The 22,019-nt window shown below is 72.0% G+C and carries 25 protein-coding genes; 6 read left to right on the forward strand and 19 right to left on the reverse strand.

From position 1 onward, the window contains the following. Window positions 1-112: 112 nt before the first annotated feature. Entirely contained in the window at window positions 113-721 is a 609-nt protein-coding gene (locus KWI83_RS32350; RefSeq protein ID WP_218517951.1) for a hypothetical protein, read from the reverse strand. Between the two features lie 195 nt (window positions 722-916). Next, window positions 917-1,372 carry a hypothetical protein gene (locus KWI83_RS32355; protein ID WP_218517952.1) on the reverse strand — a complete coding sequence of 152 codons (456 nt, stop codon included), beginning with the start codon at window positions 1,370-1,372 and terminating at the stop codon, window positions 917-919. 252 nt (window positions 1,373-1,624) lie between these two features. Between KWI83_RS32355 and KWI83_RS32360 the strand changes: the two genes are divergently transcribed. The 3 genes from KWI83_RS32360 to KWI83_RS32370 all read left to right on the forward strand — a co-directional run bounded on the left by KWI83_RS32360 (window position 1,625) and on the right by KWI83_RS32370 (window position 3,592). Continuing rightward, window positions 1,625-3,019 carry a diacylglycerol kinase family protein gene (locus KWI83_RS32360; RefSeq protein ID WP_218517953.1) on the forward strand — a complete coding sequence of 465 codons (1,395 nt, stop codon included), beginning with the start codon at window positions 1,625-1,627 and terminating at the stop codon, window positions 3,017-3,019. A gap of 107 nt (window positions 3,020-3,126) precedes the next feature. Beyond that, entirely contained in the window at window positions 3,127-3,378 is a 252-nt protein-coding gene (locus tag KWI83_RS32365) for a DUF6400 family protein (RefSeq protein ID WP_218517954.1), read from the forward strand. Next, entirely contained in the window at window positions 3,362-3,592 is a 231-nt protein-coding gene (locus tag KWI83_RS32370; RefSeq protein WP_218517955.1) for a hypothetical protein, read from the forward strand. The genes KWI83_RS32365 and KWI83_RS32370 overlap by 17 nt, the downstream gene beginning before the upstream one ends. A gap of 22 nt (window positions 3,593-3,614) precedes the next feature. Here KWI83_RS32370 and hypE read toward each other — a convergent pair whose 3' ends face one another. From hypE to KWI83_RS32430, 13 genes are all read right to left on the reverse strand, one after another. Next, entirely contained in the window at window positions 3,615-4,682 is a 1,068-nt protein-coding gene (hypE, locus tag KWI83_RS32375; RefSeq protein ID WP_305733703.1) for a hydrogenase expression/formation protein HypE, read from the reverse strand. Then, on the reverse strand, window positions 4,675-5,826 hold the full coding sequence (hypD, locus tag KWI83_RS32380) for a hydrogenase formation protein HypD (protein WP_218517956.1): 1,152 nt from the start codon (window positions 5,824-5,826) through the stop codon (window positions 4,675-4,677). Before hypD ends, hypE begins: the two co-directional genes overlap by 8 nt. Further along, on the reverse strand, window positions 5,823-6,122 hold the full coding sequence (locus tag KWI83_RS32385; protein ID WP_218517957.1) for a HypC/HybG/HupF family hydrogenase formation chaperone: 300 nt from the start codon (window positions 6,120-6,122) through the stop codon (window positions 5,823-5,825). The genes hypD and KWI83_RS32385 overlap by 4 nt, the downstream gene beginning before the upstream one ends. A gap of 10 nt (window positions 6,123-6,132) precedes the next feature. Further along, entirely contained in the window at window positions 6,133-8,505 is a 2,373-nt protein-coding gene (gene hypF / locus KWI83_RS32390; protein ID WP_218517958.1) for a carbamoyltransferase HypF, read from the reverse strand. Then, the gene (gene hypB / locus KWI83_RS32395; RefSeq protein ID WP_218517959.1) at window positions 8,502-9,197 is read right to left on the reverse strand and encodes a hydrogenase nickel incorporation protein HypB; all 696 of its coding nucleotides are present in this window, start codon (window positions 9,195-9,197) and stop codon (window positions 8,502-8,504) included. The genes hypF and hypB overlap by 4 nt, the downstream gene beginning before the upstream one ends. A gap of 273 nt (window positions 9,198-9,470) precedes the next feature. Beyond that, window positions 9,471-10,022 (reverse strand): hydrogenase maturation protease, encoded by a 552-nt coding sequence (locus tag KWI83_RS32400; protein WP_218517960.1) that lies wholly within the window; start codon window positions 10,020-10,022, stop codon window positions 9,471-9,473. After that, window positions 10,019-10,144 (reverse strand): hypothetical protein, encoded by a 126-nt coding sequence (locus KWI83_RS39270; protein ID WP_256363113.1) that lies wholly within the window; start codon window positions 10,142-10,144, stop codon window positions 10,019-10,021. Before KWI83_RS39270 ends, KWI83_RS32400 begins: the two co-directional genes overlap by 4 nt. Further along, window positions 10,141-11,820, reverse strand: a complete 1,680-nt coding sequence (locus KWI83_RS32405) for a hydrogenase maturation protein (RefSeq protein ID WP_218517961.1) — start codon at window positions 11,818-11,820, stop codon at window positions 10,141-10,143. The genes KWI83_RS39270 and KWI83_RS32405 overlap by 4 nt, the downstream gene beginning before the upstream one ends. A gap of 124 nt (window positions 11,821-11,944) precedes the next feature. Beyond that, window positions 11,945-13,234, reverse strand: coding sequence for an MFS transporter (locus KWI83_RS32410; protein ID WP_308122305.1), 1,290 nt, complete (start codon window positions 13,232-13,234; stop codon window positions 11,945-11,947). 390 nt (window positions 13,235-13,624) lie between these two features. Beyond that, a complete protein-coding gene (locus tag KWI83_RS32415) occupies window positions 13,625-14,377 on the reverse strand; it encodes a DUF4142 domain-containing protein (protein ID WP_218517962.1) in 753 nt (250 codons plus the stop codon). A 180-nt stretch (window positions 14,378-14,557) separates the two neighbouring features. Next, a complete protein-coding gene (locus KWI83_RS32420; RefSeq protein WP_218517963.1) occupies window positions 14,558-15,814 on the reverse strand; it encodes a cation:proton antiporter in 1,257 nt (418 codons plus the stop codon). Between the two features lie 6 nt (window positions 15,815-15,820). Next, the gene (locus tag KWI83_RS32425) at window positions 15,821-16,306 is read right to left on the reverse strand and encodes a cation:proton antiporter regulatory subunit (protein ID WP_218517964.1); all 486 of its coding nucleotides are present in this window, start codon (window positions 16,304-16,306) and stop codon (window positions 15,821-15,823) included. 175 nt (window positions 16,307-16,481) lie between these two features. Further along, window positions 16,482-16,742 carry a twin-arginine translocase TatA/TatE family subunit gene (locus KWI83_RS32430; RefSeq protein ID WP_218517965.1) on the reverse strand — a complete coding sequence of 87 codons (261 nt, stop codon included), beginning with the start codon at window positions 16,740-16,742 and terminating at the stop codon, window positions 16,482-16,484. 112 nt (window positions 16,743-16,854) lie between these two features. Here KWI83_RS32430 and KWI83_RS40475 point away from each other — a divergent pair, with 112 nt between their 5' ends. Continuing rightward, window positions 16,855-17,298: a hypothetical protein gene (locus KWI83_RS40475; RefSeq protein ID WP_374106420.1), complete on the forward strand. Its 444-nt coding sequence runs from the start codon at window positions 16,855-16,857 to the stop codon at window positions 17,296-17,298. Between the two features lie 47 nt (window positions 17,299-17,345). After that, window positions 17,346-17,684, forward strand: a complete 339-nt coding sequence (locus KWI83_RS40480) for a helix-turn-helix domain-containing protein (RefSeq protein ID WP_374106423.1) — start codon at window positions 17,346-17,348, stop codon at window positions 17,682-17,684. A 108-nt stretch (window positions 17,685-17,792) separates the two neighbouring features. Here KWI83_RS40480 and KWI83_RS32440 read toward each other — a convergent pair whose 3' ends face one another. After that, a complete protein-coding gene (locus KWI83_RS32440; RefSeq protein ID WP_218517966.1) occupies window positions 17,793-18,917 on the reverse strand; it encodes an amidinotransferase in 1,125 nt (374 codons plus the stop codon). A gap of 295 nt (window positions 18,918-19,212) precedes the next feature. Here KWI83_RS32440 and KWI83_RS32445 point away from each other — a divergent pair, with 295 nt between their 5' ends. Beyond that, the gene (locus KWI83_RS32445; RefSeq protein WP_218518004.1) at window positions 19,213-19,863 is read left to right on the forward strand and encodes a dienelactone hydrolase family protein; all 651 of its coding nucleotides are present in this window, start codon (window positions 19,213-19,215) and stop codon (window positions 19,861-19,863) included. Here KWI83_RS32445 and KWI83_RS32450 read toward each other — a convergent pair whose 3' ends face one another. The 3 genes from KWI83_RS32450 to KWI83_RS32460 all read right to left on the reverse strand — a co-directional run bounded on the left by KWI83_RS32450 (window position 19,864) and on the right by KWI83_RS32460 (window position 21,694). Next, a complete protein-coding gene (locus KWI83_RS32450) occupies window positions 19,864-20,292 on the reverse strand; it encodes a DUF2267 domain-containing protein (RefSeq protein ID WP_218517967.1) in 429 nt (142 codons plus the stop codon). Between the two features lie 45 nt (window positions 20,293-20,337). After that, window positions 20,338-20,694, reverse strand: coding sequence for a hypothetical protein (locus tag KWI83_RS39280; RefSeq protein WP_256363125.1), 357 nt, complete (start codon window positions 20,692-20,694; stop codon window positions 20,338-20,340). A 109-nt stretch (window positions 20,695-20,803) separates the two neighbouring features. Beyond that, window positions 20,804-21,694 (reverse strand): SDR family oxidoreductase, encoded by an 891-nt coding sequence (locus KWI83_RS32460; RefSeq protein WP_218517968.1) that lies wholly within the window; start codon window positions 21,692-21,694, stop codon window positions 20,804-20,806. Between the last annotated feature and the right edge of the window lie 325 nt (window positions 21,695-22,019).

The following is a 22,019-nucleotide window of genomic DNA, read 5'->3' on the forward strand; positions in this document are numbered from 1 at the left end:
TTAGGCCGCTTCCCTGCGATCCGATCCGCCGGACAGGCCCGAGCAGTCGCGGCCTCCAGTCGGTCGTCGCGGCTCCGGCGCCCTACGAGCCGGAGCCGCACCGCTCACGCTGTCAGTAGAGCTTCTTGACGGCCTTCACGGCCGTCGCCTTGAAGTCGGCGACCTGGGCGTGCTGGAACGTGCCCATCTGCGCCCACTTGACGACCGTCACGGTCCTGCCGTCCCGGCCGACCGAGAACAGGGCGATGTCGGAGGCGCCCCATTCCTGCAGCGTGTGGATGCCGTAGACGTGGGCGCCCTCCTCGACGTTCAGTCGGCCGTAGTACTTCTTGGCCGCGGTCATGTCCGGGTACTGCTCCATCAGCTTCTTGGCACAGTCGGCGAGATCCTTGCGCAGCAGCGCGGCGAACTCCTTGGCCCGCCGCTCGTTCCGCTCCACCACCGTGACCTGCAGGGCGTTGGTGTCGAACTCCGTCCAGTACGAGCGGTGCGTGGCGATCGACGGCAGCGCCTCACCGACGCAGACGGGCAGCGGGTCCGGCTGCCCGGCGGTGACGGGCCCGGCGTACCAGGGCGATGTCGGGTGCGGCGGCAGCTCGCCCGGCGCCAGGAACCGGGGTGTGCCGGAGGCGGCCGGGCCGGCGGTCGCCGGGACAGCGGTCAGGGCGACAGCGGCCCCTGCCGCCAGGGCGGCGATGCCAAGTCGGACACGGACGTTCATGTTTCCCCCAGAGTGTCGTGCGCTTTCGCGGCGTTACGTTTCGTACGACCCGCTTCGACGGGCGTTCGTTGCCCTCGCCGGTGCCACGACTTCGTCCCATACGTCATCAAGACGTAACAGGGTCATGATCGCCTGTTTGTGTGATGTGTCCGGTCGGCGACCCGTGCGACGCCCCTACCCGGAGCCGTCCTCGGCTCAGCTCCACAAGGGGTACGTGACCACCTTCGGGAACCCCTCCGGCCTGCCGTCCGTGTAAGTCAGGCTGATCTTGCCGTACTGCCGCAGGTCCGGGTTCTTCTTCCACGGCTTCGGGTCGTCCAGCCGCACCGTCACGGCGTACGAGTGGAACCGGCCCGCCGCGCAGTACGGCTTGCAGTCGTTGACCCAGTTGACGCCCTTGGCCACCGCCGCGTGCCCGTCCCAGCGCGACCACTCCAGGGAGGCGAGACGGCTGTTGCCGTCGCCGCAGGCCAGCATGAACTCGGCGGGACGCGTCGTGGGGCGCCAGAAGCAGTCGACCAGCACGGGATCCTTCGCCTGCTGCTGCGTCGTGCGCGCGTTCGACGGAGCTCCGGAGGCGGTGCCCAAGGTCGCTGTGAGCGCTGCCGCGGCGCAGAGCGTGATGGCCGCCCGCATGCTGTGCCTCTTCATGTCTGCTCCCCGCCGTCGTCCTGCGTCCGCGCTGCCTGTGCGCCGCGTCTGTGCGCCGCCTTGTCCGGGTCGACTCGTTCCGACGCTACGACCGTGTGGGGGAACGCACCACTCGAACGGAGCAGAGCGGCCGGCCTCGGTGCGCCGGGTGCTGCGCCGCGATCCCGGCCCCCTCTACATCGGCCCTGCCCCGCATGAGACCTTGGAACCGCACGGACGGCGACCCGGCCGGACGCGTCTGGAGGGGGACCTGTGGGATCGACATCGGCGGAGTGGCGGCACAGCCGGCAGATCTGGGCCGCCAGGGGAGCCCTCGCGGCGGCGGCCGTGGCAGTGCTGCTGCCGCTGGTGCAGGGCGGTGTGGGCGGCCTGGTCCTGCTCGTCGTGGGCCTCGCGGGCCTCGGCCTCACCTGTGCCGCGTTGTGGTGGGCCCTGTCCCGCCGAGGGGCCGCGCGGGTCGCCGCCGCCCTGCTGGCCGTCGCCGCCCCCGTCGGCGTCGTCGCGCTCTTCGAGCGGGCGAACCTGCTGTGGGTGGTCACCGTCTCCGGGCTGCTGTGGTGCGCGGCCGTGTGGAGCGGCCGATACGCACTGCGCAGCACCGGCCTGCGGCAGGGGCGACTCAAGGAGTACCGGACCCCGCCCCCCAAGCGCCCCTTCCTCCTGCTCAATCCGCGCTCGGGCGGCGGCAAGGTGGAGAAGTTCGCGCTGCGCGAGAAGGCCGAGAGCCTCGGTGCCCGGGTCGTGCTGCTCGACCCCGAGCACCACCAGGACGTCGCCGCGCTCGCGCGGCAGGCCGTGGCCGACGGCGCCGACCTCCTGGGTGTCGGGGGCGGTGACGGTACACAGGCGCTGGTCGCGGCGGTGGCCGCGAAGCACGGACTGCCGTTCCTGGTGATCTCGGCCGGCACCCGCAACCACTTCGCCATGGACCTCGGCCTGGACCGCGACGACCCCGCCGCCTGCCTCGACGCGCTCACGGACGGCGTCGAACTCCGTGTGGACCTGTGCTTCGCGAACGACCGCCCGTTCGTCAACAACGCGTCCTTCGGGGTGTACGGCGCGGTCGTGCAGAGCCCCGGCTACCGCGACGACAAGGTCGGTACGGCGCTGGAGCTGCTGCCCGACCTGCTCACCCGGCAGCGCGGCCCGCGCCTGACCGCCCACGCCGACGGCACGACGTTCACCGATCCACAGGCCGTGCTGGTGAGCAACAACCCCTACCGCATCGACGACCCCCTCGGTTTCGGCCGGCGCCAGCGGCTGAACTCCGGCAGGCTCGGGGTGCTCTCCGTGAAGGTGGACAGCGCCATCGAGGCGGCCGAGCTGCTGCTCGACCCACAGGGGTTCGGGGCGCTCACCGCCCACGAGGTGATCATCGACGCCGACGGGCCGCAGCTGGAGGTCGGCCTCGACGGCGAGGCGGTCACCCTGAGCACCCCCGTGCGCTGCCGCATCGAACGCCGTGCCCTGCGCGTACGCGTCCCCCGCGAGCGGCCCGGCGTCCCCGACCTGCCGCCCCGCCTGGACTGGCGCCGACTGCGCAAGCTGGCGGCCGCGGTGGGTCGTACGGCCGTACCCGCACGCTCCTGGCCGACCGGCCGCCCGCACCGCGACGAACCGGCACACCGGGACGATCAGGCGGCCTGATCTCCCGCGTCCCCTGCGATGGCATCCGTCACATCCGCTTCACGCAGGACAGCACGCCTGGTAGACGTGGCTGGGCCAGCATGTTCCCCCGTGAAAGCACCGCCCCCATGGATGACAGCCCCACCCCCGACCTCGTGCCCTTCACCATCGACCTGACGCGGGAGGAAGCCCGTCGACGGGCCGAGGTGATGGCGGCGCTCGGGCCCGACTGGGACCCCGTGGCCGCGCTGCGGTCGGAGGAGGCTGCCCACGCCCTGCTGTACTCCGGCCTCAGCGAGGAGCAGGAGCGGACGTACGCCATGCTGGTGGCGGCCGGTGTGCTGCCGGGGCGGGACGCGGGCGATGCGGCTGCCCATTGACCCACAGGCCGACCGGGCCCGCCGGGCCTGGGTGCCCTGCCCCGGCTGCGACGACGCCCGCGACTGCGTGACCTGCGCGGCGCGGCGCACCTGCCCGACGCACTGGCGCTACCTGATAGGCAACGACGGTCCCCGCGTCCACCTCCAGTGCCCCGGCTGCACCTACACCTGGACCCTCGACACCCGCCCCGGCCGACGCGGCACGACCGGCTGACGCAGCGCCCGGAGCGGGCCGGTCAGCAGATCCGCGGCAGCTGCTCGCCCAGCGGCATGTCCACCACCCGCGTCCCGCCGAGCCCGGTGCGGGCCACGACCATGCCCGGATGGTCCGCGACCACCTCGCCGATGATCGCCGCCTCGGACCCCCGCTCGTGCGCCCGCATCGCGGCGAGGACCGCGTCGGCGTGCTCGCGGGGGACGAAGGCGACGAGCTTGCCCTCGTTCGCCACATACATCGGGTCGAGGCCCAGCATGGCGCAGGCACTGGCCACAGGGGCCGGTACCGGCACCGCACGCTCCTGCACGACGATCCCGGTCCCCGAGGCCGTGGCGATCTCGTTGAGGGAGGCGGCCAGGCCCCCGCGGGTGGGGTCACGCAGCACCCGCAGGTCCGGGGTGACGGCGAGCATCGCCTCGACCAGCCCGCCGAGCGGCGCGCAGTCGCTGACGATCTCGACCTCGAACCGCAGGTTCTCCCGCTCGCTCATGATGGCCACGCCGTGCACGCCGACGGCCCCGCTGACGATGACGACGTCCCCGGGAACGACCCGCTCGGGGCGCAGGTCGACGCCGGACTGGATCAGGCCGATGCCGGAGGTGTTGATGTAGACGCCGTCGCCGTGCCCGGCCTCGACGACCTTCGTGTCACCCGTCACGACCCGCACTCCGGCCGCGTGGGCGGCGGCACCGAGCGCCTCGGCCACCCTGGCGACGGTGTCGATCCCGACGCCCTCCTCCAGGATGAGCCCGCACGAGAGGAAGGCCGGGCGGGCGCCGCTCATGGCCAGGTCGTTGACCGTGCCGTTGACGGCGAGGTCACCGATGCTGCCGCCGGGGAAGAACAGCGGCCGCACGACGAAGGAGTCCGTGGAGAAGGCGAGCCGCGCACCGCCCAGCTCGACGGTCGCGGAGTCGGTCGGCGGAGCCGGTTCCCGCCCACCGAGCGCGGGCACGATGACCTGCTCGACGAGCTCGGCCGACAGGGCCCCGCCCCCGCCGTGGCCCATCACCACGCGCGGCCGGTCCCGCAGGGGCGCCGGGCAGGTCCAGGAGAGCATGTCCGGCGCGGCGGTGGTCTCAGACAAGGGAGCTGCCCTCCTGGCTCGGAGTCGTCACGGTCACCGGCGTCGCCCGGTCCGGCAGGTCCAGCCGCCGGTACAGGTAGTACGCCGCACAGGCCCCCTCGCTGGACACCATCGTCGCCCCCAGCGGCGTACGCGGAGTGCACATCGTGCCGAACGCCTCGCACTCGTGCGGCTTCAGCAGCCCCTGCAGCACCTCACCGCTGCGGCACTCCGCAGGCTCCCGCGTCGTGATGTCCCCGACCTGGAAGCGGTGCTCGGCGTCGTAGTCCCGGTAGCGGTCGGACAGCCGCCAGCCGCTGTCCGGGATGACCCCGATGCCGCGCCAGGCCCGGTCGGTGACCTCGAAGACGTCGTCCAGCATCGCCCGGGCCGCCCGGTTGCCCTCGGGCCGGACCGCGCGCGGGTAGGCGTTGTCGACCGTGTGCTCGCCGCGCTCCAGCTGCCGTACGGTCCGCCGTACGCCCTCCAGGATGTCCAGCGGCTCGAACCCGGTCACCACGATCGGCACCCGGAACCGCTCCGCGAGCGCCGGGTACTCCTCGACGCCCATCACGCTGCACACATGGCCCGCCGCCAGAAATCCCTGCACCCGGCAGTTCGGCGACTGCATGATCGCCTCGATCGCGGGCGGCACCCGGACGTGCGAGACGAGCAGGCTGAAGTTGCGGATGCCGCGCCTGCGGGCCTGATGGACCGTCATCGCGTTGGGCGGGGCGGTCGTCTCGAAGCCGATGCCGAAGAACACGACCTGCCGGTCCGGGTTCTCCTCGGCGATCCGCAGCGCGTCGAGCGGGGAGTACACCACACGTACGTCACCGCCCTCCCCGCGCACCTGGAACAGGTCACGCCCGGTCCCCGGAACCCGCAGCATGTCACCGAAGGAACAGAAGATCACCCCGGGCCGCGAGGCGATCTCCAGCGCCTTGTCGATCACCTCCAGCGGCGTCACGCACACGGGACAGCCCGGTCCGTGGATCAACTCGACCTCGTCGGGCAGCAGTTGGTCGATGCCGTGCCGGATGATGGTGTGGGTCTGGCCGCCGCACACCTCCATCAGCGCCCATGGCCTGGTCACCGTGGCCCGGATGTCGTCGAGCAGCCGCGCCGCCAGCTCCGGGTCCTGGAACTCGTCGATGTACCTCACTGCCGCACCTCCCCGGCCTCGGGCTGCGCCGCCCGCGCGGCCTGCTCCCACGGATCGCCGAACTCCTCCTGGAGCATGCCGAGGGTCTCGAACAGCTCGAGCGTCCGGCGGGCCGACTCCTCGTCCAGCCGTTGCAGGGCGAACCCGACATGGACGATGGCGTACTCGCCGACCTGGAGGTCCGGCAGGTACTCCACGCACACCTCCTTGACCACACCGCCGAAATCGACGCTGGCCATGCGGGTGCCGTCCCGCTCCTCGATGCCCAGCACTTTGCCGGGTACTGCCAGGCACATACGTGTCTCCTCACTCACTCCATGCGGGTCGGTCCGCCGCGCGGGCCGCCACCACGAGCTGGCCGAGGGCCAGCCCGCCGTCGTTCGGCGGGATCCGGTGGTGCCGCAGCACGGTGAACCCGTCCGCGCGCAGCCCGCGGGCACAGGCCGAGGACAGCAGCGTGTTGGCGAACACACCCCCGCTCAGGGCCACCGTCTTCAGCCCCGTCGCCTCGCGGGCCGCACGACACACCGCCCGCACCAGCCGGGCTGCGGCCAGATGAAAACGCGCCGCGACCACACCCGCGGGAACGCCCGCCCGTACGTCCTCGGCGACCGCCGCCAGCAAGGGCCCCGGATCGGCGGTGACCGGCTCCGCGCCCGCGAGGCGGAAGCTGTACCGCGGGTCGTCGTCCTCGACGACACCGGCGGACACGGCGGCCCCCTCCAGCTCGATCGCGGCCTGCGCCTCGTAGCCGACGTGGTGGCAGACTCCCGCCAGGGACGACACCGCGTCGAAGAGCCGACCCATGCTGGACGTGGGCACGCAGTTCAGCCCCCGCTCCAACTGCCGGAGCAGCAGCGGAAGTTCCTCGTCCGGGCAGGCGGCGACACACGGCAGGTCCGGGCCGGGCGGGAGGCCCGCCGCGTGCAGATGCGCCAGCGCCATGCGGTACGGCCGCCGCACCGCCGCGTCCCCACCGGGCAGCGGCACATACGCCAGGTGCGCGAACCGGCGGAAACCGTCGTAGCCCGCGAGCAGGAACTCACCGCCCCACACGGCCCCGTCGTCCCCGTGCCCGGTGCCGTCGAAGGCGACCCCGATCACCCTGCTGCCCGCCTGAAGGCCGTGCTCGGCCATGACGGCGGCGACATGCGCGTGATGATGCTGGACCCGCACCACAGGGCGCCCGCCCGCGTGCCGCCGCGCCCACGCGCCCGACCGGTACGCCGGGTGGGTATCGGTGACGAGGAGGGCCGGTCCAACGCCCGTGATGGACTCCAGCTGCCGCTCCGCGCGGTCGAACGCCCGCTGTGTGGCGAGGTCGTCCATGTCCCCGACGTGGGCGGAGAGCCACGCCTTGTCGCCCTGGCCGAGGCAGCAGACGTTCTTCAGGTCGCCGCCGACGGCGAGCGCGGGGGACACCGGCACGGGCAGCGTGACCGGCAGCGGCGCGTACCCGCGCGAGCGGCGCAGCACCAAGGGCTCGCCGTCGCACACCCGCACGACGGAGTCGTCGCACGGCACGTGAATGGGCCGGTCGTGGGTGAGCCAGGCGTCGGCCAGGCCCGCCAGCCGTTCGAAGGCCTCACCGTCGTCGGTGACGATGGGCTCGCCGGAGAGGTTGCCGCTCGTCATCACCAGCAGCCGGGGAGCCCCCACACTCCCGAACAGCAGGTGGTGCACGGGCGTGTACGGCAGCATGACGCCGAGGTCCGGGCTGCCGGGCGCCACGGCGTCGGCGGGCACCGGCGGTGTGTCCCGGACGCCCGGGCGCCGCCGCATCAGGACGATCGGCCGCACCCGCCCGGTGAGCAACTCCCGTTCGACCGGCCCCACATGTACCAGGTGCTCGACGTCCGTGACATCCCCGGCCATGAGGGCGAACGGCTTGTCCCCCCGCGCCTTGCGGCGGCGCAGCCCGGCGACCGCGCCCGGATGCGTCGCGTCGCACGCGAGGTGGTAGCCGCCGACGCCCTTGACGGCGAGAACGGCCCCCGCGGCGAGCAGGGCGCGCGCGGCCTCGACGGGGTCGCCGCCGGGGGTGTCGCCGTGCGCCACTTCGAGACACAGGCGCGGGCCGCAGTCCGGGCAGGCGACGGGCTGGGCGTGGAAGCGCCGGTCGGCGGGGTCGTGGTACTCGCGGGTGCACTCGGGGCACAGCGGGAAGCCCGCCATCGTCGTGTGCTCACGGTCGTAGGGCAGTCCGGTCACGATGGTGAAGCGCGGCCCGCAGTGCGTGCACGTGATGAAGGGGTGGCGGTGGCGCCGGTCGGCGGGGTCCGTGAGTTCGGCGAGGCAGTCGGCGCAGGTCGCGGTGTCGGGGGCGACCAGGGTGCGGACGGAACCGGTCGCGCGCGAGGGGATGATGGTGAAGCCGCTGCCGCCGGCCGGGGGCAGGTCGGTGGCCTGCACCGACTCCACCATCGCGAGCGGCGGGGCGTCGGGCGCGATGCGCGTACAGAACCGATCGACGGCCTCCGGCGCGCCCTCGACCTCGACGAGCACGCCGTCGCCGGTGTTGGTGACATGGCCGGCGAGCCGGAGATCCGTGGCGAGGCCGTACACGTACGGCCGGAAACCCACGCCCTGCACCACACCCCGGACGACGACCCGGGCCCGCCGCGCGGCGGGGGCGGTACGGACGTCCGGGACCGCGTCGACCTCCGGCGTCGTGCTCACGCCTCGACCCGGGCCATCACCGGTGCGTGGACGGACGCCCCGTCGGCGGCCGCCAGCGCCCGGTCGACCAGGACACCGGCGCCCTCGCCGCTCCGCACGGACGTCAGCACCACCTCGACGCCCGGGTTGACCTGCTGGACATGCGCCCGGAAGGCGGCCTCGTCGAACTCGGCCGGTCCGGCCAGGTCGGACTTGGTGACGAGCACCAGCTGGGCCAGCCCGAACGCCGTCGGGTACTTCAGCGGCTTGTCCTCGCCCTCCGTCACCGACGCCAGCACCACCCGCAGCGACTCGCCGAGGTCGTACGAGGCGGGGCACACCAGGTTGCCGACGTTCTCCACGAACAGCAGGCGGGTGTCGTCGGGCAGCCACTCGTGCAGATGCCCGGCCAGCATGTCCGCCTCCAGATGGCACAGCCCGTCAGTGAGCACCTGCTTGACCGGCACACCCGAACGCGCCAGCCGTACCGCATCGTTCTCGGTGGCCAGGTCCGCGGTGAGGGCGGCGGTCGGGATGCCGCGCTCCCGGGCGAGCAGCAGCTCCCGCTCCAGCAGGGCCGTCTTGCCGCTGCCCGGGCTGGACAGGAGGTTGACCACCGTCGTGCCCCGGGCGGTCAGTTCGGTACGCAGGATGCGGGCCGCCATCGTGTTCTTGGCGAGCACCGCCTGCCGGAGGTCGACTGCGCGGCACATGGTCAGCTCTCCTTGAGATGGGTGGCGTGGGGATGCGCGCGGGAGCGTGCCGCTCGCTCGGCCCGGTCCACGACCGACAGGGCGACGGACATCTCGTGCATCGGTCTCCGTCCCGGGCCCGCGGATGTGTCCTGGGCGCCCATTACACGGCGGGGATCCGGCGGCGGACCGGGCGGCGCGCCGGGGTCACACGGATGCCTGGCCCGTTCGGTGCACCCGGTCGGCGCGCACGCGCGGTCGGTGTCACATGCGGCGAATGCGCAGTTCCACGGGTCATACGGCGGCTTCCCCCACGACACCTTCAGCGCGGTCCCGCACGGCCGACTGACGACGGACCAGTTCGCCGACCATGCGCACCGCTTCCGGCAGCGCGGCGGCGACGGGCGGGCTGAGGCCGATGCCTTCCCCGACGGTGGCGGGCTCGCACCCCACCACCAGCGTGCGCCGCGGCGGTGCGGCACCGGTGCCCGCGCACAGGGTGTCCAGCAGGGCCAGGACGGCGTCGGGCGACATCCGGTGGCCGTCGAGGGAAACGCCCTCCGGCGGCCGGCGACTGCCCGGCTCCGCCGCGTCGATCACGTAGAGCGTCCCGGGCTTCCCGCCGCGCGCGGTCGCGTCGAGGAGGACGAGGGTGTCGTACCCGTCGAGCAGTTGGTACGCCAGATGCACCCCGCGGATGCCGATGTCGGCGACCTCCACGCCGGGCGGCAGTTCCTGCCCGGACAGCAGACGTGCGGCCTCGACGCCGAAGCCGTCGTCGCCGAGGAAGATGTTGCCCGCCCCCGCGACCAGGGTGCGCGGGCTGGGGGCGGTGGCGGCGTTCATGCGTCCTCCCGGATCTCGGCGGCGGCTGCCTCGTCGGCGAAGCCGACGCCGGTCGACTCGTCAGGCATGTCGAACTTCTCCCACGCCCTGGGGCGTCCGGCGCGCACCTCCTGAGACATCATCCGGCCGCACTTGTCGTGGAGGTCCCGCCACCCGGCGGCACCGGCTCCTTGCGTACGAAGGCCCTGCGCAGCGCGTGGTAGGGCGCGCCGGGGTCCGAGAAGATCCTGCGCATGCGGACGAGCTCCCGCTCGCGGACCGCCGCCAGCGGGGTGACGGCCTCCCGGCGTTCGCACTCGGCCTTCTTCGCGGCGACGCGCGACTGCGCGAGCGGGGACGCCGCCAGCCGGTGGGCCAGGAAGGTGACCTCGGCCGTGAACCGCTCCGGAGCGCACTCGACCACCCGGTCGATCAGCCCGATGTCCCGGGCCCGGGCCGCGGTGACCGGCAGCGCGTCCTGGGTGAGCCGCTCCGCCCCGGCCGTCCCGACCCGGCGGGGCAGGCTGTACGTCCAGTACTCGGACCCGTACAGCCCCATGCGCCGGTAGTGCGGATTGAGCACCGCGCCCGAACGGCACCACACCTCGTCGGCGGCCAGCGCCAGCATCACGCCCCCCGCCGCGGCGTTGCCGCCGACGGCGCTCACGACGACGCGGTCGGTCGTGGTGAGCACCGCCTCGACGAGGTCGTTCATCGCGTTGATGTTGGCCCAGGACTCCGCGGCCGCATCGGCGGCGGCCTCGATGACGCCCAGATGGATCCCGTTGGAGAAGAAGTCCCGCGCGGCACCCAGCACCAGCACGGACGTCGGCCGCTCGCACGCCGCCCGGTAGGCGGCCAGCAGGCGTCGGCACTGGTCGGTGGACATCGCGCCGCCCGGGAACGAGAACGACAGGACACCGACCGGCCCGTCCTCCCGGTACCGGATGTCGGACCAGGTGGCGTCCTTGGCGGTCGGCAGCGGGGGCAGCCGCCCGGCGAGCGCGGTCACGGCGGGCAGCTTGCACGCGCGCGGGGCACCGGCCGCCGTGCGCGCCCGCAGCTCGGGGATCCACACGGCGCCGTCGGTCGTGGCCCGGCAGATGGCACCCGCCCGGGTGGCCAGCAGCTCCCCGGGCCGCCCCCGCAGCCGGAACTCGGGACGACCGCCGTGCAGGAACCACTCCCCGCCCAGCAACTCGTCGAGCACGCCGGGCTGCGAGTCGGCGGCCCGCAGGGTGCGCAGCACGGCGTCGGTGGAGTCGTCGGCCCAGGAGATACGGCGGTTCTCCTGGCGCATCACGGGCCTGGTCCGCGCGCCGGGCGCCGTCGGCAGAGTGCCCTGCTCCAACGGCACGTACCGGCCGGAGGCGAACCGCTCCACGGCCAGCAGCACGGCCTGGACGGCCGCGTCGGACACCTCGTTCCGATACAGATCGCTCTTGCCCACGCGGGGGACGGGGCATGCGGCGGTGGCCCACACCGGCCCGGCGTCCATCTCCTCGTCGGCCTGGAGCACGGTCACGCCCCACTCGTCGACGCCGTCGTGGATGGCCCAGTCCAGCGAGGAGGGCCCCCGGTCGCCGACGGGGCCGGGGTGGACGATCAGGCAGGTGTGGCTCGACCACACATCGCGCGGTACGACGGCCTTCAGCATCGGCGCCACGACCAGGTCGGGGGCGTGCCGCCGGACGGCCGTCCGCACGTCGTCGCCGCGCGGTGTCACCTCGACGGCGACGCGGTGCCCGCGCTCGCGCAACTCGGCGTGCACGCGCTGGGTGAGGCTGTTGTAGGCGCTGCCGATGAGCAGGATGAGCATGGCTGCGATGGTCGTACAGGCGCCTTGGCGGACGTCGACGCGAATCCCGTCGGTCACTCGTAGGGGTCGGGGTTCCCGCCATATGGGCGGCGGCGTCTCGTGGGCTTCAGGGGGCGGCCGTCGGCTACGCGTCGTGCGGGGCCGGAAGCTCCCGTCCCAGGTGTGCGAGGGGGGACAACGCCATGATCACTGGGGACAGCAGCATGCCCGCGGCCGTCACCAGGAGGCTGGAGCGCAGCCCCCACTCCGCCGCGAGAAATCCGCCGACAAGAGAACCGAGCGGGGTCAGCCCCATGCCGACGAACGTGATCGTCGCGGCCGCGCGGCCCTGCATCCCGTCCGGAGTGACGGCCTGCCGGACGGCCATGACCGTGACGTTCACCAACTGGCCGCCGAGCCCGAACACGAAGCCGACCGCGAGAAGCGCGGGAACCGTCACCGCGGAGGAGCCGTGCAGCGCGGGCACACACAGGAAGACGCCGTCGCCCAGTGCCGCCGCACACACGAGCACCGCACCATGACCGAACCGGCTCGGCAGGCGCGCGGCCAGCAGTGAGCCCACAAGCGCACCCGGTCCCGCCGCCGCGAGCGCCAGCCCCACGACGGTGCCCGACAGGTGCAGTTCCCGGGGCAGGAACAGCAGATAGACGGTCATCATGGCCGCGAAAGAGAACTGGAAAGCGGCCGAAGCCAGGCACACGGTCCGAAGCGCGGTGTCGCCGGCGACGAAACGCAGGCCCTCATGAATCCGCCGCCAGACCCGAGGGGGGTGTGCCGGGCGCTCGGGGACCGATTCGGATCGGCGGATCCGCCGGATCGACAGGAACGACAGCGCGAAGAACAGCGCGCTGGAGGCGGCGGCCATCGGCGCCGACAGCAGCGACACCAACGCACCGCCGAGAGCGGGACCGCCGATCTGCGCCGCGGACCGGCTGCCCTCCAGCGCGCTGTTGCCGCGCACCAGTTGGTCGCGTTCCACCAGTCGTACGAGAGACGCCTGGTATGCCACGTCGAAGAACACGGACAGGGCCCCGACGGCGAAGGCGAGCGCGAGCAGCGCGGGCAATCCGAGCCAGCCGAAGAGGCCTGCCATGGCGACGGTGCCCAGGGCCAGGGCCCGACCGACGTCCGTGAGCACCATCGTCGTGCGGGTCCGCCACCTGTCCACCCACGCGCCGACGAAGAGCGAGAGCAACAGGATCGGCGCCTGCCCCACCGCGCGAAGGACACCCAGTTCGCCGGCACTGGCGTGGAGCGTCAGGACGGCGAAGAGCGGCAGAACCACCAGACTTGCGTGTTCACCGAGTTGGGAGGCTGTCTGCCCCATCCAGAGTCTGCGGAAGTCGACGTCCCGCCACAGGCTGGACGGAACAGGTCGACCGGAATCGGATACAGCGGAGGAACCGGACGGCACGGGAATCCCTTGGGTTGCCGACAACGAGGCCCGCCACCGAGCAGAGGAAAGCTGCACCGACGGTTCAGGCAGGGAAAGGCTCGCTGTGCCGCAACATCAAGGGCAGCACGCGATGACAGGCCGGTCACGGCCCACAACGTCAACGCGCGCTCGGATAACCGACCATGTCTTGGCTCCTCGTGTGTGACTCCTGCGCCGAAACCCTAGCCCGCGGCGGCCCGACGCGAAAGGCCCTCGTCGAGGCGCTGACCGCCTTCGACGAGGCGGGCGCGGGGCCTCTCGCACGGGCACAGGGCGATCCGGGCCCGCATCCTCTCGGCTGGAAGGAGCGGGCCCGCTGTGCGATACGGCGCCTGGAGCCGCCGCGTCACGCCGTTGGCCTCTGCCGGGTCATCCCACCTGCCCCGCGGTCGTCGGGCTGGGCGTCGGCGACGTGGTGTTCACGTTGAGGTCCGGGCGGGGCTTGAGGGCCAGCACCGGGGAGCCCGGCTGGGGCGGTGGCGGGGTCAGCTGGTCCTTGGGCAGCTTCGGCGGCGTGGTCTGCTGCAGGAGGACCTGCTCGTAGTTGACCATGCCGGTCTTCTCCAGCACGGTGATGTGGTCGAGGACCGTGTCGTTGGCCTGGTCGGCCAGCGTACGGACCAGCGAGTTCTTGGTGTTGGCGCGGATCTTGGCGATGGCCGGGAAGATCTGGCCGTGGGTCACGCGCATGATGTTGACCGCCGTGATGTCGAACTGCTTGCCCGTCTCCGCGTCCACGGTCGCCACGAACTGCTGCTGTTGCGGCGTCGCCTGGTTGGGCAGGGTGATGCCGAGTTCGGGGGCGATCCTGCGGCAGGTGGCGTCGAGTCCGGCGTGTCCGACGATGAGGTGTGCGCCGGCCTCCTTCATCTCCGGCGTCGTGCCCCGCTCCATGGCCATCTCCCCGAGCGGGTACTCCCACAGCCCCGCCGAACGGACCTTGACGACGAAGTCGCGGTCGGCCTCGGTCAGCGGGCCGTAGGGCGTGTTGGCGATGATGCGGTCCTGCGAGGTGGCGGTGTTCTCGATCCCGAGCATGGCCGGGTAGGCGAGGGCGGTGAGGGTCAGACCCAGCGCACCGAACACGAAGATGCTTCCCAACTTGCTGGGTGACACGGGCATGGGGCCTCCTGACGCGAGCGGGCTGTACGTCAGGAGGTACGGATGAGCCGGTCCGATCCATCATCGCTCTGGTCAGATTTTGGCCTCTGGCATGTGTTCTGTGTCACAGGCGGCGGAATCCTGAAGGCCGTGAGAAATGATCTGACGGTCGTGACGAGGACACGCGGCCGTACGGCGCGGTCAGTCATGCCCGGCCGATGGTGTCCTGGTCGTTCCGGTGCGTGGGGCGGGGTTCTCCCCGGCCCCGGCCCCGGCCGTCGACGTCGGCTTGCGGCGTCGGCTTCGGCGCGAAAGGCGGGTGGCGACGGGTTCGGTGTAGCGGGCGGTGAGCGGGCCGAGCAGCACCAGGATCAGGACGTACGCGGTGGCCAGCGGACCGAGGGAGGGTTCGATCCCGGCGGTGATCGCGAGTCCGGCGATCACGATGGAGAACTCGCCGCGCGCCACCAGCGTGCCGCCCGCCCGCCAGCGGCCCTTCGGGGCGACGCCCGCCCGGCCGGCGGCCCAGTAGCCGGTGGCGATCTTCGTCAGCGTGGTGACGGCGGCCAGGGCGAGGGCGGGCAGCAGGACCGGCGGGACGCTCGCCGGGTCGGTGTTGAGGCCGAAGAAGACGAAGAAGACGGCGGCGAACAGATCCCGCAGCGGGGCGAGCAGACTGTGCGCACCTTCGGCGACCTCGCCGGACAGCGCGATGCCGACCAGGAAGGCACCCACGGCCGCAGACACCTGCACCTGCTGGGCCAGTCCGGCAACCAGCAGGGTCAGCCCGAGGACGACCAGCAGCAGCTTCTCCGGGTCGTCGCTGGAGACCAAACGGGAGATGTGGCGGCCGTACCGCACCGCGAGGACCAGCACGGCGGCGGCGGCGCCGAGCGCGATGGCCAGGGTGACACTTCCGGCCGCCAGGCCGATGCCGGCCAGCAGGGCGGTGAGGATGGGCAGGTAGACCGCCATGGAGAGGTCTTCCAGGACCAGGATGCTCAGCACGACCGGCGTCTCGCGGTTGCCCAGCCGTCCCAGGTCGCCGAGGATCTTGGCGATCACACCGGAGGACGAGATCCAGGTGACGCCCGCCAGTACGACGGCTGCGACCGGCCCCCAGCCGAGCAGCAGCGCCAGGGCGGCACCCGGCAGGGCGTTGAGGGCGGCGTCGACCAGCCCGGCGGGGTAGTGCGCCCTGAGGTTGGACACCAGGTCGCTCGCCGAGTACTCCAGGCCCAGCATGAGCAGCAGCAGAATGACGCCGAACTCGGCGCCGACGGCGACGAACTCCTCGCTGGCGCCCAGCGGGAGCAGCCCGCCCTTGCCGAAGGCCAGCCCGGCCAGCAGGTACAGCGGTATCGGCGACATCCGCAGCCGGCCGGCGAACCGGCCCAGCAGTCCCAGGGCGAGGATGATCGCCCCGAACTCGATCAGGAACAGGGCTGAGGAGTGCACGGCGGTTCACTCCCGCCCGAGTATCTCGGCGGCCGCCTCCACGCCCTCGCGGGTACCGATCACGATCAACGTGTCGCCGCCGGCCAGCCGGAAGTCCGGTGTGGGGGAGGGGATCGCCTCGGCCCGGCGCAGGACGGCCACGATCGAGGCACCGGTCGTGGTCCGCATCCGGGTCTCGCCGAGCAGCCGCCCGTTCCAGTGGGAGCTCCCGGCCAGCTCGATCTGCTCGGCCACCAGTCCCAGGCCGGTGGTGGACAGCAGGTTCGGCGTGTGGTGCGCGGGCAGCAGCGCGTCGATGAGCGTGGCCGCTTCCTCCGCGGTCAGCTGCACGGACAGAGCGCAGTCGTCCGGGTCGTCCTTGCGGTACGCGCTCAGGGTGCGCTCCCCGTCGCGGTGCGCGACCACCGACAGGTGCCGGTGCTCGTGAGTGGTCAGGTCGTAACGGACACCGATCCCCGGCAGCGGCGTACTGCTCAGGCGTGGAGCGCCCATGGCGACCCCCTCTCTCGCGGGGCACCTGCGGCGGCAACCGCGGGACGCGCCGGGGCACCCCGGTCCGGGCCTGTGGAAACCATCGTAGGTGCCCCTGCCATGGGTGACGCGCAGAGCGTCCGGGAGGCGATCCGCCCGCCCGTGAGCGGGGCCGTGCCCGCTGCAGGACCCCGCGTCAGTCCTGCGGCCGTGGCGGTCCGGAGCCCTGCGGCCGAGCCGAGTCCTCCGGGTCGGTGCGCGTGACGGTCTCGCCCTGGATCACCCGAGGCGGAGCCTGCTCCGCGGCCGGTGTCTGCTGCTCCTTCATCGCCCTGGCCTCCGCCTTCAGGATGCGCGCCGACTTGCCCGCCGAGCGGGCCAGTTCGGGCAGCTTCTTGGCGGCGAGGACCGCTATGACGATGATGAGGACGACGGCGAGTTCACTCAGTCCGAACATGCCTCGCAATCTACAGCACTGTAGAAGCTTAGGGGTACGGGAGACGGCCGATCACCACGGCACTGCTGCACGGCCTGCACGCCACCGAACGGCGAGCCCTGTTCGCTCACGAATGGGGGCGCACCTGGCGGCCCGTCACCACCGCTTCCTGCTCGTCGCACAGCTGGCGGCGCGCGCCAAGCCTCTCCTGCGGCCGCCGCATACTTCGGAGGCCGACTTGACCGAGCGGTGGGCGAACGAGGAGGCGGCCCCGGGCCGTCGGCGACCGCCGGGCGGTGGCGCGCGATCGGCGAGGCGGCCCGGGTCTCTCTGCAGCGGCGTCTTCGTCCTCGCCGAGCTGGGCCTGCTCGACGGGCGCAGGGCGACCACACACTGGCGGCATGCCAGGACGCCGGCCCGCCGCTACCCCCGGGTGCGGGTCGAGCCGGACGCCCTCCACATCCGCGACGCCGGGGCGGCCGTCTGCGAACTGGTCGTCTTCATGCAGCGCCCGGGCGGGCAGTGGCAGCGGCACTGGCGACCCCACCGGCCCGCAGCGACCTGCTGCGCTCGCTGACCGCGTCCGTACTCACCGACCCGGCAGCCGACCACAGCCTCCCCGCCATGGCCGCATCCGCCGCCGTCGGCGCCCGGCACCTCGCCCGGCTGCTCCGGACCGGACCGAACACCACGCCCGCTCGCTGGGTCGGGCGCGTCCGCCTCGACCGCGCGCAGCAACTCGACGGGCACAGCGTGACCTCGGCGGCGCACCACAGCGGGCTCGGCAGCGACGAGACCCTCCGCCGTGCCTTAGGGGTCCTTGCACTATGCCCGCCCGGGTCGCGCGGCCTGGCACCGCACCTCGCCGCGTTGCCGGAGCGCCCAGGTAGCTCCGCTACCAGGGCACTCCGGCGCCTTGCGATGCACGGCACCAGACCACGCGACCTGATCGGACGCTCGTAGTGCAAGGACCCCTTAGCCCGCCACCTGGGCACCACCCCGACCGAATACCGCAGACGCTTCACGACCACACGCCCGCTGGATTCACCGCCGTGAGCTCGGCCGGGCCCCTCAAGGGAAATACGATTCAAGTGTGCCGCGACGCCGGACGTCGAGTGTCGCGCAGTGGAACGAGCCGCCGAACGGCGCGTAGTGCAGCAGGTCGCAGGGGATCGGCTCGAAGCCCCATCTCTCAAGCGCCCGCAGCATGTCGGTGTGATGCCGCTCCGCGATGACCCGCTTCTCGTCGACCATCAGCACGTTCATGCTGAGCCATTTGCCGCACATCGACGTGATGTTCAGCAGGCGCTCGTCGATCGGCCTGGGCTCGGGGGCAACCAGGATGTCCCATGAGCTGAGCACGTCGGGCAGCCGGTCGGCATCGATGTACTCCGGATTGACCAGTGCCTTGCCGGGCGCGAGCAGGACGAACGTCGTGTCGATGTGCATGGGCGTACGGCAGCGGCTCTCTATCTCGTGGATGCGATAGCCGGGCCCGAGATGGCGGCGCAACCAGTCGATGCCCATCCGGTTGGTGACATTGCTCCGGGTGACGAACAGGTCGCGTCCCGCGCGTACGAAATCCGCCGCGTCAAACACGGGCTCGAACTCGGTGAGGATGTAGCGCATGGGCTCGCCGGACTTGGGGATGCGGAAATCCGGCTCGAACAGCTCGTCGGTGAGCTGCGGCTTCGGCGCCGCCGTCCAGCGCGCGCCGCGCCGGAAGTAGTCCTTGAGGATCGGGCGGTAGGAGTGGGTCTCGAAATACCGGCACGGCCATGCCATCGGCGTCTCGATGATCTCGTCACCGATCACCAGCATGCTGTCGCGCGGACAGGTGTTGCAGAAACCGCGCGACGACCAGTCGGGGGTGCCGTAGCGCCGCTTGTGGTCGACCGCGTCCGGGCGCCTGACCGTGACGTCCAGTGACTCCAGGAGAGTGATGAACTGATCGAGTTCCTGCTGCGCCCGCTCGATCAGGACGTCCGGGTACTTGAACCCGGCGGCAAGCCTCTGCAACCGCGCTGCCCAGGGCGGGATGTTGCAGGTCACGACCGGATGCCCGGACGGGATCGTCGCGCCTTCGAGACGCCCGACGATGATCTCCTCCAGCGGATCCCACTCGTTGTGCGAGTTCACCGGCGAAACGAGCGGTTCCTCCCCGCCGTTGACCGCCACGGTCGACGGCGCGGACATCAGGATGAGCCCCGAACCCGCGTAGGCGCATCGTTGCCCACCGCCGTCGAAATGCCGGTCCTCTGCGCCACCGCCATGCTCAAACCGCTTTCGATCACAAGATGGTAGTAACTCAATATATCCATTATGTTACCCAAAGTGAACGGAAGGAGCGGGTCCGTATCCCCCAAGGCTGCCCGGGGTGACCAAGGTACGGCGGGACGGGTACGCGGGGGAGAAGTGTGATGCGTCGATTCGTAAGGCCGACGGGCCGGGGAGTCAAGGCCTGGCGGTCGAGGGGAAGAAGTTGATGTCGATGATTTCCCAGATGGTTCAGGTGCCCACCGACGACGCGACGCTCCCGGCCGATCTCGTCCTGCCGACGCCCGCGCGGGCGGTGGTGCTGTTCGCACACGGCAGCGGCAGCTCCCGGCACAGCCCGCGCAACCGGATGGTCGCCGCCGAGCTGCGCACCGCCGGATTGGGCACGTTGCTGATGGACCTGCTCAGCGAGCGCGAGGAGCGGGATGACGCGCTGACCGGCGAGCACCGCTTCGACATTCCGTTCCTGGGTCGCCGGCTGGTCGCCGCGATCGACTGGCTGGACACGCAGCCCGACACCCGAGGGCTCCCGATCGTCGTCTTCGGCGCCAGCACCGGTGCCGCCGCGGCCCTGGTCGCCGCCGGTGAACGCCCGGACCGGGTGCTGACCGTCGTCTCGCGGGGCGGACGGCCCGACCTGGCCGAGGACGCCCTGGACGCCGTACGGGCGCCGGTGCTGCTGATCGTCGGAGGCGAGGATCAGCAGGTGCTGCGGCTCAACGAGGAGGCGGCCCGACGACTGCGCGCCCCGTACTCACTGCACGTGGTGCCGGGTGCGACCCACCTGTTCGAAGAGCCCGGGGCACTTGAGGAGGTCGCCGACACCGCCCGGCGGTGGTGCGACGAGCGTTTGCGTGCTGCGTGACTACTCCCCGGGCTCGTCGGCCCGCGCTGTGGGCAGCAGTTCGCGGATGTCGGCGGGCAGGGCGTCGGTCAGCTTCCGCATCTCCTCGGGTGAGACAGCCGCGTCGAGAACCTCCAGAACCGCGGCGCAGTACCGCAGCGCCCTGTCCTCCGTGGTGCCTGCCCGGACCGCGACCCGGCCGGCGAAAGCCGTCAGGTCGAACCGCTCTCCCGCACCGCTCGGCCGTCCGTCCGAGGTGGCCGAATCGGTCACCTCATGGATGCAGGCCGCCAGATCGCGGGGGAGCTGGGCGGCCATGTGGTCGGCGAGCCCGGTCGGCACCCTCTCCGCCAGCGTCTGGAGCACGGAGCGGGTCGCGAGTTCGGTGGACCCACGATCCGGGAGGTGAGCAAGGGCCTGTACCTTGCCGATCATTTCGTCGTGCCGCATGTTCCTGGTTCCTTTCCGTGCCCTTGCCGGAGAGGCGTGTCTCTGTCACGACGTCGTGTCCGGTCCGTTGCCGCCCGTCCCTCCCCCCTCCTCCCTCTTCTCGACGCCGGCCAGCGGGGCGCCCTCCCCCGTCCCGCCCTTGTCCCCGTACCCCTCAGTGGCACTGGCCGTGCCGGGCACCACCCGGTCCCGGGGCCGACTCTCGGCCCCGGAGTGCGCCCCCGGCCCCCTTTCGCCGGGCAGCGATCGCTCCTCGTCGTCGTCGTCGCGTTCCCCTTCTGCCTGGGAAGGAGTGGTCCGCGGCGGGTCGGCGGCACGTCGGCCCGGGTCGCGCAGCAGGGCTTCGATGCCCATGTCGTCGTCCCGCTCGCCCTCGGCCTGGGACGGTGTCTGCTCACTCATCGGTGTTCCTCCGGGATTCGTCCAGTGCTCTTCGGTCGTTCTCAGCGGCTGGGTTGTCCCCACCGCCTGCCGCAGCCCGCCCCGGATCCCGCCGCACGTCCCACAGGCCCTAGGGCAGGGGTGTGCCGCCGGTCGCGTTGAGGATCTCCGCCGTGATGAAGCTCGCCTCCTGGGAGGCCAGGTAGACGTACGCGGGTGCCAGCTCGGCGGGCTGTGCCGGGCGGCCCAACGGGCTCTGCTTGCCGAACTCCACCGTGTCGGGCAGCGTGGCGGGAATCAGGGGCGTCCACACCGGCCCCGGCGCGACCGCGTTGACGCGGATCCCGCGCTCCGCGAGCATCTGGGCCAGCCCCTGGGTGAAGGTCACGATCGCGCCCTTGGTCATCGCGTAGTCCAGCAGATGGGGACTGGGCTTGTACGCCTGCACCGACGTGGAGTTGATGATGCTGCCGCCCGCCGGGATGTGGGGCAGGGCGAACTTCGTCAGCCAGAACATCCCGTAGAGGTTGGTGCGCATCACCCGGTCGAACTGCTCGGTGGGGATCGCCTCGATACCGTCCGGCTGCGACATCTGGTAGGCGGCGTTGTTCACCAGGACGTCGATACGCCCGAACTCGGCGACCGCCCGCTCGATCAGCGTCCGGCAGTTCTCCTCCTCGCGGATGTCGCAGGACACCGCGACCGCCTTGCGGCCGGCGTCCTCCACGAGCCGGGACGTCTCGCGCGCTTCGTCCTCCTCTTCCTGCAGGTGGGTGAAGAGCACGTCCGCGCCCTCACGGGCGAACGCGAGGGCCACGGCCCGGCCGATGCCGGAGTCCCCGCCTGTGATGACGGCCTTCCGGTCCGTCAGACGACCGGCGCCGCGGTAGGACTCCTCCCCGTGGTCCGGCGGGGGGTCCATCGGACCGGTCCAGCCGGGGTGGGGCTGGTCCTGCGCCGGAAACTCCGGCGTCGGGTGCTGGGCCACCGGGTTCTGGCGGGTGTGCTGCGCGTCGGTCACGTCGGCCTCCTGTGTTCCGTACGGGTCCGGACGAGCGCACGAGTTCCCACCCGACCCCATTCGGAAAACGCCATCCGGCGCAGACCACCCCGCTGTCCTCCGCAGCGGCGGGAGTGCACCTCCCGGCGGCCACCGGTCGCCCGCGTATTGTCATGGCATCGACACGCCGCTAGCTTGTCGTGTACGCGTCCGGCATTGACCGTGCCGGGGTTCGGGGGCGGGGGAATTCGGGGGCCGGAACAGATCCTTCTGGGCGGCGGGCGCCGCCCTGCCAGCACACCTCACTTTCCCTTCCCTGCTCAGTGCGCCATACGACCACCACCGA

The sequence above is a fragment of the Streptomyces sp. TRM70350 genome (genome assembly GCF_019219825.1).
In the GTDB taxonomy this organism is placed as follows: Bacteria; Actinomycetota; Actinomycetes; order Streptomycetales; family Streptomycetaceae; genus Streptomyces.

Bases quoted from the DNA above. Each gene is read 5' to 3' on its own strand.
- KWI83_RS32430 (WP_218517965.1), bottom strand. From the start codon at position 16,742: ATGTTCGGACTGAGTGAACTCGCCGTCGTCCTCATCATCGTCATAGCG.
- hypB (WP_218517959.1), bottom strand. From the start codon at position 9,197: ATGTGCCGCGCAGTCGACCTCCGGCAGGCGGTGCTCGCCAAGAACACG.
- KWI83_RS32415 (WP_218517962.1), bottom strand. From the start codon at position 14,377: ATGCCCGTGTCACCCAGCAAGTTGGGAAGCATCTTCGTGTTCGGTGCG.
- KWI83_RS32355 (WP_218517952.1), bottom strand. From the start codon at position 1,372: ATGAAGAGGCACAGCATGCGGGCGGCCATCACGCTCTGCGCCGCGGCA.
- KWI83_RS39280 (WP_256363125.1), bottom strand. From the start codon at position 20,694: ATGAGTGAGCAGACACCGTCCCAGGCCGAGGGCGAGCGGGACGACGAC.
- KWI83_RS32440 (WP_218517966.1), bottom strand. From the start codon at position 18,917: ATGTCCGCGCCGTCGACCGTGGCGGTCAACGGCGGGGAGGAACCGCTC.
- KWI83_RS32365 (WP_218517954.1), top strand. From the start codon at position 3,127: ATGGATGACAGCCCCACCCCCGACCTCGTGCCCTTCACCATCGACCTG.
- KWI83_RS32450 (WP_218517967.1), bottom strand. From the start codon at position 20,292: ATGCGGCACGACGAAATGATCGGCAAGGTACAGGCCCTTGCTCACCTC.
- KWI83_RS32385 (WP_218517957.1), bottom strand. From the start codon at position 6,122: ATGTGCCTGGCAGTACCCGGCAAAGTGCTGGGCATCGAGGAGCGGGAC.
- KWI83_RS32400 (WP_218517960.1), bottom strand. From the start codon at position 10,022: ATGAACGCCGCCACCGCCCCCAGCCCGCGCACCCTGGTCGCGGGGGCG.
- KWI83_RS32445 (WP_218518004.1), top strand. From the start codon at position 19,213: ATGATTTCCCAGATGGTTCAGGTGCCCACCGACGACGCGACGCTCCCG.
- KWI83_RS32405 (WP_218517961.1), bottom strand. From the start codon at position 11,820: ATGCTCATCCTGCTCATCGGCAGCGCCTACAACAGCCTCACCCAGCGC.
- KWI83_RS32370 (WP_218517955.1), top strand. From the start codon at position 3,362: ATGCGGCTGCCCATTGACCCACAGGCCGACCGGGCCCGCCGGGCCTGG.
- KWI83_RS40475 (WP_374106420.1), top strand. From the start codon at position 16,855: ATGGGGGCGCACCTGGCGGCCCGTCACCACCGCTTCCTGCTCGTCGCA.
- KWI83_RS32425 (WP_218517964.1), bottom strand. From the start codon at position 16,306: ATGGGCGCTCCACGCCTGAGCAGTACGCCGCTGCCGGGGATCGGTGTC.
- KWI83_RS32350 (WP_218517951.1), bottom strand. From the start codon at position 721: ATGAACGTCCGTGTCCGACTTGGCATCGCCGCCCTGGCGGCAGGGGCC.
- KWI83_RS40480 (WP_374106423.1), top strand. From the start codon at position 17,346: ATGGCCGCATCCGCCGCCGTCGGCGCCCGGCACCTCGCCCGGCTGCTC.
- KWI83_RS39270 (WP_256363113.1), bottom strand. From the start codon at position 10,144: ATGATGTCTCAGGAGGTGCGCGCCGGACGCCCCAGGGCGTGGGAGAAG.